The sequence below is a fragment of the Knoellia sp. B-D-2 genome, assembly GCF_057714695.1.
The window spans coordinates 907,904-925,420 of sequence record NZ_CM173189.1; the positions used below are offsets into that span (position 1 = coordinate 907,904).

Annotated in this window: 11 protein-coding genes; 1 reads left to right on the top strand and 10 read right to left on the bottom strand. The window is 71.3% G+C overall.

Annotated elements, in window-relative coordinates; genetic code table 11:
* The first annotated feature begins 130 nt into the window (after window positions 1-130).
* Entirely contained in the window at window positions 131-4,438 is a 4,308-nt protein-coding gene (locus tag AC3EU2_RS04360) for an nSTAND1 domain-containing NTPase (protein WP_488178501.1), read from the top strand.
* A gap of 25 nt (window positions 4,439-4,463) precedes the next feature.
* Here AC3EU2_RS04360 and AC3EU2_RS04365 read toward each other — a convergent pair whose 3' ends face one another.
* Genes AC3EU2_RS04365 through nuoF form a run of 10 tightly spaced genes read right to left on the bottom strand, consistent with a single transcriptional unit; the run spans window position 4,464 to window position 17,514 of the window.
* Entirely contained in the window at window positions 4,464-5,450 is a 987-nt protein-coding gene (locus AC3EU2_RS04365) for a polyprenyl synthetase family protein (RefSeq protein WP_488178502.1), read from the bottom strand.
* The gene (gene nuoN / locus AC3EU2_RS04370; RefSeq protein WP_488179435.1) at window positions 5,447-7,000 is read right to left on the bottom strand and encodes an NADH-quinone oxidoreductase subunit NuoN; all 1,554 of its coding nucleotides are present in this window, start codon (window positions 6,998-7,000) and stop codon (window positions 5,447-5,449) included. Before nuoN ends, AC3EU2_RS04365 begins: the two co-directional genes overlap by 4 nt.
* Window positions 7,001-7,008: 8 nt before the next feature.
* Window positions 7,009-8,553: an NADH-quinone oxidoreductase subunit M gene (locus AC3EU2_RS04375; RefSeq protein WP_488178503.1), complete on the bottom strand. Its 1,545-nt coding sequence runs from the start codon at window positions 8,551-8,553 to the stop codon at window positions 7,009-7,011.
* Entirely contained in the window at window positions 8,553-10,502 is a 1,950-nt protein-coding gene (gene nuoL / locus AC3EU2_RS04380) for an NADH-quinone oxidoreductase subunit L (protein WP_488178504.1), read from the bottom strand. Before nuoL ends, AC3EU2_RS04375 begins: the two co-directional genes overlap by 1 nt.
* A 13-nt stretch (window positions 10,503-10,515) precedes the next feature.
* Entirely contained in the window at window positions 10,516-10,815 is a 300-nt protein-coding gene (nuoK, locus tag AC3EU2_RS04385) for an NADH-quinone oxidoreductase subunit NuoK (protein ID WP_035931569.1), read from the bottom strand.
* A complete protein-coding gene (locus AC3EU2_RS04390) occupies window positions 10,812-11,636 on the bottom strand; it encodes an NADH-quinone oxidoreductase subunit J (protein ID WP_488178505.1) in 825 nt (274 codons plus the stop codon). Before AC3EU2_RS04390 ends, nuoK begins: the two co-directional genes overlap by 4 nt.
* Window positions 11,633-12,247 carry an NADH-quinone oxidoreductase subunit NuoI gene (nuoI, locus tag AC3EU2_RS04395; protein ID WP_488178506.1) on the bottom strand — a complete coding sequence of 205 codons (615 nt, stop codon included), beginning with the start codon at window positions 12,245-12,247 and terminating at the stop codon, window positions 11,633-11,635. The genes AC3EU2_RS04390 and nuoI overlap by 4 nt, the downstream gene beginning before the upstream one ends.
* The gene (gene nuoH, locus AC3EU2_RS04400) at window positions 12,240-13,700 is read right to left on the bottom strand and encodes an NADH-quinone oxidoreductase subunit NuoH (RefSeq protein ID WP_488178507.1); all 1,461 of its coding nucleotides are present in this window, start codon (window positions 13,698-13,700) and stop codon (window positions 12,240-12,242) included. Before nuoH ends, nuoI begins: the two co-directional genes overlap by 8 nt.
* Window positions 13,697-16,204, bottom strand: coding sequence for an NADH-quinone oxidoreductase subunit G (locus tag AC3EU2_RS04405; protein WP_488178508.1), 2,508 nt, complete (start codon window positions 16,202-16,204; stop codon window positions 13,697-13,699). Before AC3EU2_RS04405 ends, nuoH begins: the two co-directional genes overlap by 4 nt.
* Entirely contained in the window at window positions 16,201-17,514 is a 1,314-nt protein-coding gene (gene nuoF / locus AC3EU2_RS04410; protein ID WP_488179436.1) for an NADH-quinone oxidoreductase subunit NuoF, read from the bottom strand. The genes AC3EU2_RS04405 and nuoF overlap by 4 nt, the downstream gene beginning before the upstream one ends.
* Between the last annotated feature and the right edge of the window lie 3 nt (window positions 17,515-17,517).

Sequence of the window (17,517 nt, forward strand, 5' to 3'; positions counted from 1 at the left end):
TCCCGTTGAACCGGTGGTCAGGCTCCACCGTGGCCCGGGGCGGTGGAAGAGCGGCGTGCTGCCGCTGGAGAAGCGCTGGAAGCCGAAAAAATGGCAGCGCGGGCGGGTCCCACAGCGCTACGGTCCCAAGATGGAGTTCAGGCTCCTCGGTCCCCTTGAGGTGACCACTGACGGACTGTCGCTGCCCCTCGGTGGCCCGAAGCAGCGCGCCGTCCTCGCCCTGCTGGCCCTGCACGCCGGGGAGGTCGTGTCCGTCGAGCGCCTCATCGACACGGTGTGGGCCGAGGAACCCCCCGAGACCGCACGCAACACCCTGCAGACCTACGTCCGCCACCTGCGCAAGATCGTCGGTGGCGACCGGATCGCGCACCGCCCACCGGGTTACCTCCTCGTCGTGGACCCCGGCACCGTCGACCTGCAGCGGTTCACGCAGCTCGTGCAGGAGGGGCGGGGGCTCGTCCCGACCGACACGGCGGGTGCCGTCCGGGTGCTGCGCGAGGCCCTGGCCCTCTGGCGCGGTCCGGCCCTCGAGGACCTCGCTGGCCTCACCGCCCTCCAGCCCGAGGTCGCCCACCTCGAGGCGATGCGGATGGCGGCGACCGAGGAGCTCATCACCGTCGAGCTCGACCTGGGCCACCACGCCCTGCTCGTGCCCGAGCTCGAGCTGCTCGTGTCCGAGCACCCCCTGAGGGAGCGGCTCGTCGCCCAGCACATGACGGCCCTCTACGGCTGTGGGCGCCAGGCCGAGGCCCTGGCCGCGTTCCGGAGGGCGGCCGAGGTGCTGCGCGACGACCTCGGGATCAGCCCGTCCCCCGAGCTCGTCCTGCTCCACCAGCGGATGCTGGCCCAGGACGAGGCCCTCGTCGTCGTCACTCCGACGCGGGCCGCGCCGCCCAACCCCTACATGGGCCTGCGGCCGTTCCTCGAGTCGGACACCGAGCACTTCTTCGGTCGTGAGCGCGTCGTCGAGCGCCTCGTCGGCCGGCTCGCCGAGCAGGCCCCCGGCTCACGCTTCCTCGCCGTCGTCGGTCCGTCCGGCAGCGGCAAGTCGTCGGTCGTGGCCGCGGGACTCGTGCCGGCCCTGCGGAACGGCGCCCTTCCGGGCTCCGACCGTTGGGTCATCGCGCTCATGCGGCCGGGCTTCGACCCGTTCGACGAGCTGGCGGGCGCGCTCGCCCGGGAGTGCGCCTGCCCGCCCGACCTCCGCGCGCGACTCGACGGCGACAGCGGCTTCATGGGCGCGGTCGACACCGTCCTCCCCGACGGCGGCGCCGAGCTGCTCGTCGTCGTCGACCAGTTCGAGGAGGTCTTCACCCTGGTGACGGAGGATCGGGACCGCGCCCGGTTCCTCGCGGCCGTCGAGGAGGCGGTCACCGCCCCGGGCGGCCGGGTCCGCGTCGTCGTGACCCTGCGGGCCGACTTCTACGACCGCCCGCTGGCCCTGCCCGGCTTCGGCGACCTCATCGCCGAGCGCACGGAGGCGCTGCCCCCGTTCTCCGTCGAGGAGCTCCAACGGGCCGTCGCCCAGCCGGCCGAACGGGTCGGGGTGCGCCTGGACAGGACCCTGCTGACCGACATCGTCCTCGAGTTCTCGAGCCAGCCCGCCGCCCTGCCGCTGCTCCAGTACGCCCTGAGGGAGACGTTCGAGAACCGGGACGACGGGATCCTCACCTCGCGCGCCTTCCGCGACCTCGGGGGTCTCGCGGGCGCGCTCACCCGCGGCGCGGAGGAGACCTACGGCCGGCTCGACGAGACGGCCCGAGCGGTGGCCCGGCAGCTCTTCCTGCGGCTGGTGACCCTGGGCGACGTCGGGACGGGGCACTCACGCAGGAGGGTGCTGCGCTCCGAGCTCGAGACCCTGGGGCTCGACCCGGTCGCGGTGGCGACGGTCATCGAGTCCTTCGGGGCCCGCCGCCTGCTTGCGTTCGACCGGGACGCGTCGAGCGGGCGACCCACGGTCGAGGTCGCCCATGAGGCCCTGCTCACCCAGTGGGGCCGGTTGCGCGGATGGCTCGAGGCGGCCCGCGAGGACGTCGAGCTCGAGCGCCGCATCGCCTCGGCCACCGCCGAGTGGATCGAGGCGGACCGGGACGAGAGCACGCTCCTGCTGGGAGACCGCCTCGCCCGGGTCGAGGCGTGGGCGGACCGGTCCGGCATCGCCCTCACGTCGGACGAGCGCGCCTACCTGGACACGAGCCTGCGCCGGCAGGCCGCCCTCGCGGATGCCGAGGAGGCGCGCGTGGCGCGGGAGGTCCAGGCCGAGCGTCGCTCGAAGCGTCTGCTGCAGGGGGCCGTGGTCGTGTTCGGGCTCCTGACCGTCGTCGCCGCGGTCCTGGCCGGGCTCACCCTGCAGAACCAGCGCCGCAGCGCCCTCGAGGCGCGCATCGCCACGGGCCGGGAGCTCGCGGCCGCCTCGGTCGCCAACCTCGAGGTCGACCCGGAGCGGAGCATCCTGCTCGCCCTCGAGGGGATGGAGACGACCCGTGGGGTCGACGAGTCCTCGGCCCGAGAGGTCACCGAGGCCCTGCACCGGGCCCTCTGGCGGTCTCGGCTCGTCCTCACGGTCGCCGACGGCGGCGGCGCCGCGCTGGGGCCCGCCGGGGTCCGCTTCGCCACACTGGGCCGGGAGGGCGGTGCGACCGTGTGGGCCGCCGAGGACGGCAGGCGGCTGTACGACGTGGCGGGGCACGTGGGGGCGGTCAACGATGTCGCCTTCGCCCCGACCGGCACCACGTTCGCCACCGCCGGCGTCGACGGTACGGTCCGGCTGTGGGACAGCGAGGACGGCGCGGCGCTGTCGACCTACCGCGTGCCCACGGGTGCGGAGCGCGTGGCCTTCGGCCCCAACGGGGAGCGCCTCGCGGCCTCCGGCACGGACGGTCGCGTCCACGTGTGGCGGCTCCGCACCGGCGGGGAGGAGTGGGTGCTCGCCGACCCGCCCGGTGAGAGCACCTCCGGGTCCCGCTCGCACGGTCTGGCGTTCAGCCGGGACGGCACCCTTCTGGCCGCCGGCCAGGCGGGTGCCACGGCCGTCGTCTGGGACGTGCGGACGGGGCGCCTCGTCAGCCGCCTCGTGGGCCACGAGTGGCCGGTCATGGACCTGGCGTTCGACCCCCGCGGTGGGCGGGTGGCGACCGCGAGCATCGACGGGACCGCGAAGATCTGGACCGCCGCGACCGGCGCTCTCGTCACCAGCCTCGCCGACCACAAGGGTGACGTGTACGCCGTGGGTTGGAGCCCTGACGGCTCACGGGTCGCGACCGGGGCGACCGACGGCGGGGTGCGGGTCTGGGACTCGGCGTCCGGCGTCCTCCTCGAGTCGCTGGCGGGGCACCAGGGTGTGGTCACGTCGGTGGCCTTCGGTGGCGACGGCTCCCGGCTGCTCACCTCGGGGGGCGACGACACCACCCGGATGTGGGACCTCAGCGTCGGAGGTGCGCGGGACTGGGCGACGGTGGCGGGGTCCGTCCGTCACTACGGGGGCCTCGCCTTCCACCCGCGCGCCGACCTGCTCGCGGTGGCCGGGTCCGCGTACGGCGCCACCCTCCACGACAGCGACACCGGCAGGGTCGAACGCGTCCTCGGCGGGAACGCCGCGACCCTGAGCCAGCTGTCCTTCAGCCCGGACGGCTCGCGGCTCGCCGGGTCCGCGGGATCCGCCGTCAGCACGGACCCCGTCAACCACACCGTGCCCATCTGGGACACCGACACCGGCCAGCTCGTCATGACGTTGAGGGGCCACACGGGCGAAGTCTCCAACGTCGTGCACAGCCCCGACGGCCGGCGCCTCGTCACGAGCAGCGCCGACGGAACCCTGCGGATCTGGGACGCCGCGACCGGCGGGGCGCTGCGCACGATCGAGGTCGGTGCGGACGCGTCGGCCATGTCGTTCAGCCCCGACGGCCGCACGCTCGTCGCCGGCCCGGACGCCAACGGCCTCATGGCGGTGTTCGCGACGGACGACTGGGCCCGCACGCGGGTCCTCGGGTCACGCGTGGGCCGGGTCCTCGGCTTCGCGTTCGTCGACGACCGGACCATCGCCTCGTTCGGCGACGACCAGAGCGTCGCCACCCTCTGGGAGGTGACGAGTGGACAGGAGCTGCGCACGCTCCGCGGGCACAACGGGGCGATCCTCGGACTGGCCGTCAGCCCTGACCACCGGACCATCGCCACCGGAAGCGCCGACGGCACCGCCCGGCTCTGGGATGCGGCCACCGGCCGCGAGCGGATCACCTTCGTCGGCCACACCAAGAGCGTCTACCGGGTCCGGTTCAGCCCCGACGGGCGCCTCCTCGCCACCGCCAGCATCGACGGCACGGTGGCCCTGCACCCGCTCCGGGTCGGGGAGCTGACCGCCCTGGCCCGCACCCGGGTCACCCGGTCCCTCACCGACGACGAGTGCCAGCAGTACCTTCGGCTGCCACGGTGCCCCCGCTGAGCCGACTCCGAGCCCGACGTCCGGGTCAGGAGGTGCGGTCGGTGACCGAGGTGGCGAGGGCGAGCAGGGCCGTCTTGGCCTCGCTGTCGGGCAGGGGGGCGAGCGCCTCCTGGGCCTGCACGCCGACGGCTCGGGTCTCGGCGCGCGCCTGCTCGAGCGCCGGGTGGGCACGCAGCAGGCCGAGCGCCTCCGCGAGCTCGGCGTCACCCGACAGGTCCGAGCGCAGCAGCGAGCGGAGCCGCTCGTCCGCGGGGTCGGAGGAGGCCAGGGCGTGGAGGACCGCCAGCGTCCGCTTGCCCTCGCGAAGGTCGGTGCCGGGGGTCTTGCCCAGCTCCTCCTCCGAGGACTCGATGTCGATGAGGTCGTCGGCGAGCTGGAACGCCATGCCGAGCCGCTCTCCATAGACCCGCATCGTCTCGACGACGTCGTCGGGGCACCCGGAGAACATGGCGCCGTACCGGGCGGCGGTGGCGATGAGCACCCCCGTCTTGTCCTGGAGGACGCGCAGGTAGTGCTCGTCGGCGGGGGTCCCCTCGGGTGCCTGTCGCTCGTCGCGGATCTGCCCCGTGCACAGGCGGATGAAGGTCTCGGCCTGGATGCGCACCGCCACCGGGCCGAGGTCCGCGACGAGCGCGGACGCGTGACCGAAGAGCAGGTCACCGACGAGGATGGCCGTGGAGTTGCCGTATGCCGTGTTGGCCGTGGGCGTCCCGCGGCGCAGGTCCGCCTCGTCCATGACGTCGTCGTGGTAGAGCGAGGCGAGGTGGGTCAGCTCGACCGCCGCGGCGGCGGCCACCACCGAGTCGTCGACGCCCTCCCCGAGCTCGGACGCGAGGATCGTCAGCATGGGCCGGAACCGCTTGCCGCCCGCGCGCAGCAGGTGGACGTTGGCCTCGGCGATGAACGGGTCCTCGTGGTCGATCCGCTCCTCGATGAGCGACTCGACGCGGGACAGACCGTCGGTGAGCCGCTGCCGCAGACCGTCCGACACCTCGGGCAGGGCGAGGGTCACTGGATGAACTGCGACACCCGACCGGCGAGGTCGAGGATCGGGCCCGGGACGACGCCGAGGATGACGGTGCCGAGGGCTCCGACGGTGATGGCGATCGTCGAGGCGATGGACGGCGTGAGCGCGACGACCTCGTCGCCGGTCGGCTCGGTGAAGTACATGAGGACGATGAGTCGGAAGTAGACGAACGCCGTGACCGCGGACGCGAGCACTCCGACGACGACCATGACGACGCCGGCCAGCCCGCCGTGGGCGATCGCCGGGGCGAACGCGGCGAACTTCGCGGTAAACCCGGACGTCAGCGGGATGCCGGCGAAGGCGAGGAGCAGCAGCGCGAAGATCCCGGCGACGACCGGGTGGTTGCGCCCGAGGCCGGCCCACTGCGACAGGTGCGTCGCCTCGGACCCGCCGGAGCGGACGAGGGCGACGATGGCGAAGGCCGCGATCGTGGCCAGGCCGTAGGCGAGGAGGTAGAACATCACGCCGGAGACGCCGGTGACGTCGAAGGCGAGGACGCCGACGAGGATGAAGCCCGCGTGCGCCACCGACGAGTACGCGAGCAGCCGCTTGATGTCGGTCTGGGTCACGGACAGGACCGCGCCCACGACCATCGTCAGCACGGCGATGGCGGCGACGCCGAGGCGCCACTCGAGACGCGAGGACTCGACGCCGACGTAGGTGAAGCGCAGGATCGCACCGAAGGCCGCGAGCTTGGTGGCGGCGGCCATGAAGCCGGTGACCGGGCTCGGCGCACCCTGGTAGGCGTCCGGGGTCCACGAGTGGAACGGCACGGCACCGATCTTGAAGAGCAGACCGATGAGGACGAGGACGACGCCGGGGAGCAGCAGCCCCTCGTAGGCGCTGTTGGCCGTCGTGATCGCGGTGGCGATGTCCGCGAGGTCGGACGAACCGGCATACCCGTAGAGCAGGGCGGCACCGAAGAGGAAGAACGCCGACGAAAAGGCGCCGAGGATGAAGTACTTCAGCGACGCCTCCTGCGAGAGCAGGCGGCGGCGGCGCGCCAGGCCGGTGAGGACGTACAGCGGGAGCGAGAGGACCTCGAGGGCGACGAACATCGTGATGAGGTCGTTGGCCGCGACGAACATGAGCATGCCGAAGACCGCGAACATCGTCAGCGGGAACGCCTCCGACGTGGCGTACCCGGCACGGTCGGCGGCGGACTCGGCCGGCGACCCCGGAGTCGCCGCACCCATGGGCGTGAAGGCGTCGGCGGACCGGCCACCGAAGCGCTCCGACATCGTGAGGACGCCGAGGATCCCGAAGATCAGCAGGCCACCCTGGAGGAACAGGGCCGGGCCGTCGATGGCGATGGAGCCACCGGCCGTCACGGTGTGGTGGTCGACGGAGACCAGCGCGAGGACAGCGAACGACGCGACCAGCGCGACGAGCGCCAGCCCCACCTGGATCGCGTGGCGCTGGAGCCGCGGCGCGAACGCCTCGACGAGCACCCCGACGAGCGCGGCGCCCACGATGATGAGCATCGGCGCCACGGCGGCGTAGTCGACCGTCACGGCCTCGAAGGCCGTGGGCATGAGGGCGGTCACTGGGCACTCCCGGAGGCGTTGGTCGGCGCCGGGTCAGTGACGCCGACGAGGTCGAGGGTCTGCTTCACGGCGGGGTTCACGAGGTCGAGGACCGGCTTCGGGTAGGCCCCGAGCAGGAGGAACGAGGCGATGATCGGGACGACGACGACCTTCTCGCGCAGGCCCAGGTCACGCGGCTCGCGCCCCTCGAGGAACACCGGGCGCGGCCCGGTGAAGACCCGCTGGTAGGTGAGCAGGATGTAGAGCGCGGCGAGCACGATGCCGAGCGTCGCGATGACGGCCGCCACCTCGTAGCGCTGGAACGTCCCGGTGAGCACGAGGAACTCGGAGACGTAGGACGACAGCCCGGGCAGGGCCAGCGACGACAGCCCGGAGACGAGGAAGGTCCCGGCGAGGAGGGGCGTGACCCGCTGCCAGCCGCCGTAGTCGGCGATCCGCTGCGAGCCGTGGCGCGTGATGAGGAAGCCGGCGATGAGGAACAGCCCGGCCGTCGCGAACCCGTGGTTGATCATGTAGAGCGCCGACCCGGACCCGGCCGTCGACGTCATCGCGAAGATGCCGAGGACGATGAGCCCGAAGTGGCTGATCGAGGTGAACGCGATGAGCCGCATGATGTCGCGGGAGCCGATCGCGAGCAGGCCTCCGTAGATCACCGAGATGACGGCGAGCGTGATGACCACCGGGGTGGCCCACTTGGAGGCCTCGGGGAACATGCCGAGGCAGAAGCGCAGCATCCCGAAGGTGCCGACCTTGTCGAGCACGCCGACGAGGAGGACGGCCGTGGCCGGACGCGACTCGGAGGCCGCGTCGGGCAGCCACGTGTGGACCGGCCACATCGGCGCCTTGATCGCGAAGGCGATGAAGAAGCCGACGAACAGCCAGCGCTGCGTGGTGGTGGACGCGGTCACGCCACCCTCGAGAGCCTCGTAGAGGAAGCCCTGCTCACCGCCGGGCCCGTTGAAGTACAGGGCGATGACGGCGACGAGCATGATGAGCCCGCCGACGAGCGAGAAGAGGATGAACTTCACCGCGGCGTACTGCCTCCGCGGGCCACCGAACAGCCCGATGAGGAAGTACACCGGGATGAGCATGGCCTCGAAGAAGACGTAGAAGAGGAAGACGTCGCGCGCCGCGAAGACGCCCACCATGAAGGTGAGCAGCACGAGCATGAGCGCGAAGTAGGTCTTCTCGCGCTGCGGCTCGGCGTCCTCACCGAGGTCGTTCCACGCGGCGAGCAGGCACACCGGCGTGAGGATCGTCGCCATGACGATGAGGGAGAGCGCGATGCCGTCGACGCCGAGGGCGTAGGAGACCCCGAACTGGGGGATCCACGAGTGCGTCTCGGCCAGCTGGTAGCGCTCCGCCGAGCCGCCGCCGTCGAAGCGGGCCCACGCGAGCAGGGCCAGCGCGAGGGTGACGAGCGAGGTGGCCAGCGCGATCGGCTTGGCCAGTCGCGCGGACCCGCCCGGCAGCAGCGCGACGATCGCCGCGCCGACGAGCGGCACGACCATCATGACCGTGAGCAGGGGGAAGCCGGACATCAGTTCATCACCCACAGGGCTCCGAGGACGACGACGACGCCGGTGAGCATCGTCAGGGCATAGGACCGGGCGTAGCCGGTCTGCAGGCGGCGCAGCCGTGAGGACGCCCCGCCGATGGAGGCGGCGAGCGAGCCGGTGACACCGTCGACACCCTTGCCGTCGGTGAAGACGAGCGCGCGGGTGAGGTGGGTGCCGGGCCGCATGAACAGGCCCTCGTTGATGGCGTCCTGGTAGAGGTCGGCGCGAGCCGCCTGGGTGAGGAGCGAGCCACGCGGGGCCGTCTCCGGCACCGTGTCACGCCAGTAGAGCATCCAGGCGTAGGCCGCCCCACCGGCGACGAGAAGCAGGGTCAGCCCCATGATGACGGGCACCGCGAGGACGGGGTGCTCCTCACCGTGCTCCCCCACGACCGGCTCGAGCCAGTGCGAGAACATGCCGCCCCAGGAGAGGGCGAGGCCGAGCACGCCGGAGCCGACGGCGAGGACGATCATCGGCACGGTCATCGTCAGCGGCGACTCGTGCGGGTGGTACTCCGGCTCTCCCTCGCGGGCGTCGACCCAGCGCTTCTTGCCGTGGAAGGTCATGAAGAACAGGCGCGACATGTAGAAGGCGGTGATGCCGGCGCCGATGAGCGCGACGAAGCCGAAGACCCACGGCTGCCAGCCCTCACCGATGAACGCGGACTCGATGATCTTGTCCTTGGACCAGAACCCGGAGAAGGGCGGGACTCCGAGGATCGCGAGCCAGCCGAGGCCGAACGTGACCCAGGTGATCTTCATCGCGGTCGACAGGCCACCGAACCGGCGCATGTTCACCTGGTCGTTCATGCCGTGCATGACCGAGCCGGCGCCGAGGAACATCCCGGCCTTGAAGAAGCCGTGGGTGACGAGGTGGAAGATCGCGAAGGCGTAGCCGACCGGGCCGAGACCCGCGGCGAGCATCATGTAGCCGATCTGGCTCATCGTCGAGGCGGCCAGCGCCTTCTTGATGTCGTCCTTGGCGCAGCCGACGATGGCGCCGTAGAGCAGCGTGATCGCGCCGACGACGGCGACGGCGAGCTGCGCGTTCGGGGCCGCGTTGAAGATCGTGTGCGAGCGGACGATGAGGTAGACGCCGGCGGTGACCATCGTCGCCGCGTGGATGAGCGCGGACACCGGGGTCGGACCGGCCATGGCGTCGCCGAGCCACGACTGCAGCGGGAACTGCGCCGACTTGGCGCACGCCCCGAGCAGCAGGAGCAGGCCGAGGACGGTCATCGCCGTCGACCCGGCCTCGGCGGCACCGGCGTGGACGGTCTCGAAGTCGACCGCGCCGAAGGTGAAGAACATGACCATGATCGCCACGGACATGCCGACGTCGCCGACCCGGTTGACGAAGAAGGCCTTGTTGGCCGCGGTCGCGTACGCCGGGTTGTGGTTCCAGAACCCGATGAGCAGGTACGAGGCGAGTCCCACACCCTCCCAGCCGACGAACAGCAGCAGGTAGGAGTCCGCGAGCACGAGCAGCAGCATCGACGCGACGAAGAGGTTGAGGTAGGCGAAGAACTTGCGCCGGTCGGCGTCGTGCTCCATGTAGCCGATCGAGTACACGTGGATGAGCGAGCCGACGAACGTGATGAGCAGGACGAAGGCGATCGACAGCTGGTCGACGAGCAGCCCCGTCTCGAGCTGGAACTGCCCCGCGGGGACCCAGTCCCAGCCGCCGACGTGGGCCGCACGCTCCTCGGTGCCCCGCCCCGCCATCGCGAGGACGATGAGGAAGCCGAGCACGAAGCTGGCCCACGAGAGCGCGGTGGCGAGGAGGTGGCCCCAGGCGTTCGTGGCGCGGCCCCCGAAGAGGAGCAGTGCGGCTCCCAGCAGGGGCAGCCCGACGAGGAGCCAGGCGTATGCCGTGACGCCAGTGGCCGTGGCCACCTCGCCTTCCACGGCGAGCTGTACGAGTGAGTTCACGAGTGCGGCCCCTTCAGAGCTTCAGCAAGTTGGCGTCGTCGACCGAGGCCGACCGGCGGGAGCGGAAGATCATCATGATGATGGCCAGGCCGACGACGACCTCCGCCGCCGCGACGACCATGACGAACAACGCGATCACCTGGCCGTCGAGGGTGCCGTGCATGCGCGCGAAGGTGACGAACACGAGGTTCGCGGCGTTGAGCATGAGCTCGACACCCATGAAGACCACGATGGCGTTGCGCCTCGTGAGGACCGTCGCGCCACCGATGACGAAGAGCAGCGTCGCGAGGTAGACGTAGTTCATCAGGTTCACGGCTGGTCCTCCCTGGTGACCGGGCTCCCGGGCTGCGGGAGCCGGCCGGGCACGTCGTCGGCGGCGATGTCGCGCTCCATCTCGTCGGAGGCCTCGACCCACGGTGTCGCGGAGGCCACCTGGCCGCGGGCGGTGAGGACCCTCGAGACCGACAGCTCGCTCGGCGAGCCGTCCGGGAGCAGGGCGGGGGTGTCGACCGCGTTGTGGCGCGCGTAGACGCCCGGGGCGGGCAGCCCGGCGAGGTTCTCACCGGAGCGGATCCGGCGCTCGCTCCACGTGCGCTGGCTCGGCGCGGCGCCGAGGCGCTCGCGGTGGGCGAGGACCATGGCGGCGAGGGCCGCCGTGATGAGCAGCGCCGAAGTGGTCTCGAAGACCCACACGTAGCGGCCGAAGATCAGCTCGGCGACCCCGGAGACGTTGCCGGTCTCGGAGTTGATCGCGTCGAGCTTGTTCGCCGGTCCGTCACCGACGGTGACCCGGCCGATGGCGCCGACGAGGAGGGCGCCGAGGCCGAGGGAGAGCACCACGGTCGCGGCGCGCTGTCCCTTGAGGGTCTCGACGACGCTGTCGGAGGAGTCGACGCCGACGAGCATGACGACGAAGAGGAAGAGCATCATCACGGCGCCGGTGTAGACGAAGATCTGGATGACGCCGAGGAAGTCGGCTCCCTGCGCGAGGTAGAAGATGCCGAGCATGATCATCGTCAGGGCCATGCCGAGGGCGGCGTGGACGGCCTTGCGGGCGAAGACCAGGCCCAGTGCGCCGACGACGCAGACGGGGGCGAGGATCCAGAAGAGGACCGCCTCACCTGTGCTGGTCATGACGGGACCTCCTCGGTCGCCTTGACGTGGTGCTCGGCGGCCCAGGCCTGCTGGGTGGGCGTGGCCTCGGAGACGGAGCCGAGGTAGTAGTCGCGCTCCTCGAGCCCCTCCACCATCGGGTGAGGAGCCGCGAGCATGCCCGCCTGCAGCGGCGCGAGCAGCTGCTCCTTGGTGAAGATGAGGTCGGCGCGGTTGTTGTCGGCGATCTCGTACTCGTTGGTCATCGTCAGCGCGCGCGTCGGGCAGGCCTCGATGCACAGGCCGCAGAAGATGCAGCGCAGGTAGTTGATCTGGTAGACGCGGCCGTAGCGCTCGCCGGGTGAGAAGCGACCGGCGCCGCCCTCGCTGTCGTCGTTGTTGGCACCCTCGACGAGGATCGCGTCCGCGGGGCAGGCCCATGCACACAGCTCACAGCCGACGCACTTCTCCAGCCCGTCGGGGTGACGGTTGAGCTGGTGGCGGCCGTGGAAACGCTGCGCCGTGGGGCGCTTCACCTCGGGGTACTCGGTCGTGGCGACCTTGCGGAACATCGTCGCGAAGGTCACCCCGAACCCACCCACGGGGGCGAAGAGGTCGGAGAGGAACCCGCCCTTCTTCTGGTCGTCAGCCACGAGTGGCCTCCTTGTCGGGGTCGGGCGTGGTGGCGGACACCGGTGACTGCGTCACGGGTTCGGCCTCGGGAAGTGCGGGGGCGCCGACGCGGGCGGTCTCGCGCAGTCGCTGACCCGGCAGTGGCGGCACGACGAACCCACCGGCATACGGGTCGATCTCTTCCGGCGGAGCGGCGGACGCTGCCGCTTCCCTGGCGAGGGCACGGTTGTCCCACCACCAGCCGAGCGCGAGCGCGCCGACGGCGACGAGGCCGACGATGGCCAGCGACGAGATCGGGAAGCGGCGGCCCGCGAACTCGAGCGCCGAGTCACCGAACCAGCCGTTCTGCGCACCGCGGAAGAACGCGACGAGGACGACCCAGCCCAGGGTGGCGGGGATGAGGAACTTCCACCCGAACCGCATGAACTGGTCGTAGCGGGTGCGGGGCAGCGAGCCGCGCAGCCACACGAAGACGAACATGAACATCCAGAGCTTGACGGTGAACCAGAGCAGGCCCCACCAGCCCTCGTTGAACATGCCGTCGTTGATGGCGGCGATACCGGGAGGTGCCTGCCATCCGCCGAGGAACATCGTCGTCGCCAGCGCGGCGACGGTGAACATGTTGATGTACTCGCCGAGGAAGAACATGGCGAAGCGCATCGAGCCGTACTCGGTGTGGAAGCCACCGGTGAGCTCTCCCTCGCCCTCGGCGAGGTCGAACGGGAGACGGTTGGTCTCGCCGACCATGGTGATGACGTAGACGAAGAAGCTGAAGAACGCCGGGATGATGTACCAGACGTTGCCCTGGGCGCCGACGATCTGCGAGGTCGACATCGAGCCGCTGTAGAGGAAGACGGCGACGAGCGAGAGGCCCATGGCGATCTCGTAGGAGATCATCTGGGCCGAGGATCGCAGTCCACCCATGAGCGGGTACGGCGAGCCCGACGACCAGCCGGCGAGGACGACGCCGTAGATGCCGATGCCGGCGATGGCGAGCACGAAGAGCACGGCGATCGAGGAGTCGGCGAGCTGGAGCGGCGTCCGGTGCCCGAACATGCTCACCTCGCCGGCGAGCGGGATGATCGCGAAGCCGATGAAGCACATGGTCGCGGTGATGAGCGGTGCCAGCGTGAAGACGAACCGGTCCGCCTTCGCGGGGGTGTTGTCCTCCTTGAGCATCGACTTCATGCCGTCGGCGAGGGTCTGGAGCAGGCCGAACGGACCGTTGCGGTTGGGCCCGGGGCGCTGCTGCATGCGGCCGATGACGCGGCGCTCGAACCAGATGACGAGCAGGGTCGAGACGAGCAGGTAGACGAAGATGATCAGCGCCTTGACGAGCGAGAGCCACCACGGCGTGTCCGAGAAGTCGGCCCGCGGGTTGTCCTTGCCCTCGGTCGCCAGCGCCTGTATGCCGGTCAGTCCGGTGTCGGCGAACGTCCCGACCGCGTGCTGGAGGCTGAGAAGAGTGCTCATGCTGTGTCCACCTTGTCCACCTTGGTGACGGAGACGCGGATGCCCGGGGCGTCCGCGAGCGTGCCCCGGAGGTCACAGCCCGCGGAGTGGGTCGGGAGCCAGACGACGTGGTCGGCCATCTCGGTGACGTCGACGGGGACGGTGACGGTGGCGTCGCCGGCCCGGACGGTCACGGAGTCGCCGTCGGCGACCCCGATCGAGGCGGCGGTCGTCGCCGAGACCTTGGCGGCGGCCCGGGGGGCCGTGCCGGCGAGGAACGGCTCACCGTCCTGGAGCGTGCCCTTGTCGAGCAGGTGGCGCCAGGTCGCGAGGACGAGGTGACCGTCCTCGGCGCTCGGGACCTCACCGGCGGCGACGTCGGGGGCCGCGAGGCGGCCGCCCTGGGACCCCGGGCCGAGGCGCTCCATCTCGGAGCGGATCTCGGCGACGGTGCGGCACCCGAGGAACTCGCCCATCTCGTCGGCGAGCATGTGCAGGGCGCGGTGGTCGCTGACGAAGCCGGTGTCGAGGGCCTGAGCGAAGGGGCGCGTGCGGCCCTCCCAGTCCACGAAGGCGCCCGACTTCTCGGCGTGCGCGGCGACCGGCAGGACGACGTCCGCGAGCGCGGTCACGGCCGACTCGCGGATCTCGAGGGAGACGACGAAGGGTGCCTCGAACGCGGCGAGCGCGTCGGCCCGGCCGAGGTCGAGGGGGTCGACGCCACCGACGACGAGGGCACCGATCGCGCCGGAGCGAGCCGCCTCGAGGATCGCGGCCGCGTCCCGGCCGGGCGCCTCGGGGAGAGAGTCGACCCGCCACACCGACGCGACGTCGGCCCGGGCCGCGGCGTCGGCGACGGGGCGGCCGCCGGGCAGCAGGGTCGGGAGGGCGCCGGCCTCGAGGGCACCGCGCTCCCCCGCACGACGGGGGATCCACGCGAGGCGGGCCCCGGTGGTCTCGGCCAGACGAGCAGCAGCGCTCAGCGCACCGGGCACGGTCGCGAGCCGCTCGCCGACGAGGATGATCGCGCCGTCACCGCGCAGCGCCTCGGCGGCCGCGCGGACGGTGTCGGGGCCGTCACCGGCAGCGCCGCTGGCCGAGCCCTTGCCGAGCGCGTCCAGCACCTCGGGCTCGGTGCCCGGGGCGGTGGGGATGAGCCGACCGGAGACCTTCTCGAGCCCGCGGGTCGCGACGGGCGACACGGCATACACCGCCGTCCTGTTCTTGCGCGACGCCTTGCGCAGGCGCAGGAAGACGATCGGGCTCTCGTCCTCGGGCTCGAAGCCCGCGAGGACGACGGTCCTGGCGGTCTCGAGATCAGCGTAGGTGACCGCGCCGCCCTCGGGGCCGGTGGCGACGACCCGGGAGGCGAGGAAGTCGGCCTCCTCCGCCGAGTGCGGGCGAGCCCGGAAGTCGATGTCGTTGGTGCCCAGCACCGCTCGCGCGAACTTCGAGTACGCGTAGGCGTCCTCGGCGGACACGCGCCCGCCGGTGAGGACACCGACCCCGGACGCGGCGCGCAGGCCTGCGGCGGCGGCCTCGAGGGCCTCACGCCAGGAGGCGACACGGAGCTCGCCGTCCTCGCGCACCATCGGGAGCTGGAGCCGGGCCGGGGTGGCGGCGTACTGGAAGGCCCAGCGGCCCTTGTCGCAGTTCCACTCCTCGTTGACCGCCGGGTCGTTCCCCGCGAGGCGGCGCAGGACCGCGCCGCGACGGTGGTCGGTGCGCATCGAGCAGCCGCTCGCGCAGTGCTCACAGATGCTCGGCGTCGAGACGAGGTCGAACGGGCGGGCCCGGAAGCGGTAGGCCGCCCCGGTGAGCGCGCCGACCGGGCAGATCTGGACGGTGTTGCCCGAGAAGTACGACTCGAACGGCTTCTCCTCGTAGATGCCGACCTGCTGCAGGGCACCGCGCTCGACGAGGGCGATGAACGGGTCGCCGGCGACCTGGTCGGAGAAGCGCGTGCAGCGCGCACAGAGGACGCAGCGCTCGCGGTCGAGGAGGACCTGGCTGGAGATGTTGATCGGCTTGGGGTAGGTCCGCTTGACGTCCTCGAAGCGGCTGACCGCGCGGCCGTTGCTCATCGCCTGGTTCTGCAGGGGGCACTCGCCACCCTTGTCGCAGACCGGGCAGTCGAGCGGGTGGTTGATGAGCAGCATCTCCATGATGCCGTTCTGGGCCTTCTCCGCCACGGGTGACGTGTGCTGGGTCTGGACCTGCATGCCCGGCGAGACCGTCATCGTGCACGACGCCTGCGGCTTGGGCATGGGTCGCAGGGTGCCGTCCGGGCCGGGTGTGGAGACGTCGACGAGGCACTGGCGGCAGGCGCCGACCGGCTCGAGCAGCGGGTGGTCGCAGAAGCGCGGGATCTCGATCCCGACCTCCTCGGCCGCCCGGATGACGAGGGTGTTCTTGGGGACGGAGACGTCGATGCCGTCGATGGTGAGCGCCACCATCTCGACCGCCGGCTTGTCCCCGGCTCCGGCGCCGGACTTGTCGGCGGATTCTTTGGAGATCACAGTCATGCCGTCACGCGGTCCTTGTGGAAGAGCGTCGACTCGCGGGAGTCGAAGGGACAGGCACCCTGCGTGAGGTGCGCGATGTACTCCTCGCGGAAGTACTGGATCGAGCTCGTGATCGGGCTCGTCGCTCCGTCGCCCAGCGCACAGAAGGCGCGGCCGAGGATGTTGTCGCAGATGTCGAGCAGCTTGTCGAGGTCCTCCTCGGACCCCTGGCCGTGCTCGAGGCGCCCGAGGATCTGCTTGAGCCACCACGTGCCCTCACGGCACGGGGTGCACTTGCCACAGGACTCGTGCTTGTAGAAGTCGGTCCAGCGGTCGACGGCGCGCACGACACAGGTCGTCTCGTCGAAGATCTGCAGGGCTCGCGTGCCGAGCATCGAGCCGGCCGCGGCGACCGACTCGAAGTCGAGCGGGGTGTCGAGGTGCTCGGCGGTGAACAGCGGTGTCGAGGAGCCGCCCGGCGTCCAGAACTTCAGCTGCTTGTCGGGGTCGCGCATGCCACCGGCCATGTCGAGCAGCTCGCGCAGGGTGATGCCGAGCGGCGCCTCGTACTGGCCGGGGTTCTTGACGTGGCCCGAGAGGCTGAAGATGCCGAAGCCCTGGGACTTCTCGGTGCCCATGTCGGAGAACCACTCGGAGCCGTGGAGCAGGATCGGCGGCACCGACGCGATGCTCTCGACGTTGTTGACGACCGTGGGGCGCGAGTACAGCCCGGCGACGGCCGGGAACGGGGGCTTGAGCCGCGGCTGGCCACGACGGCCCTCGAGGCTGTCGAGCAGCGCCGTCTCCTCACCACAGATGTAGGCGCCGGCACCGGCGTGGACGGTCACCTCGAGGTCGAACCCCGAGCCGTGGATGTTCTTGCCGAGGTGGCCGGCGGCGTACGCCTCCTCGACGGCGCGCAGCAGCCGCCGGTAGACGTGGACGACCTCACCACGGATGTAGATGAAGGCGTGGTTGCACCCGATCGCGTACGACGTGATCGCGACGCCCTCGATGAGGAACTGCGGCGCGGCCATCATGAGCGGGATGTCCTTGCACGTGCCCGGCTCGGACTCGTCCGCGTTGACGACGAGGTAGCGGGGACCGCCGTCCGGCGGGGGCAGGAAGCCCCACTTCATGCCGGTCGGGAACCCGGCGCCGCCTCGCCCGCGCAGGCCGGATTCCTTGGTGAGCTGGACGAGGTCCTCGGGCTTCATGCCCAGGGCCTTCTTGAAGGCCTGGTAGCCCTCGTTCTTCTCGTAGGTCTCGAGGGTCCAGCTCTGGGGGTCGTCCCAGAACTTGGTGAGGATCGGGGTGAGCGTGGTGGTCACAGC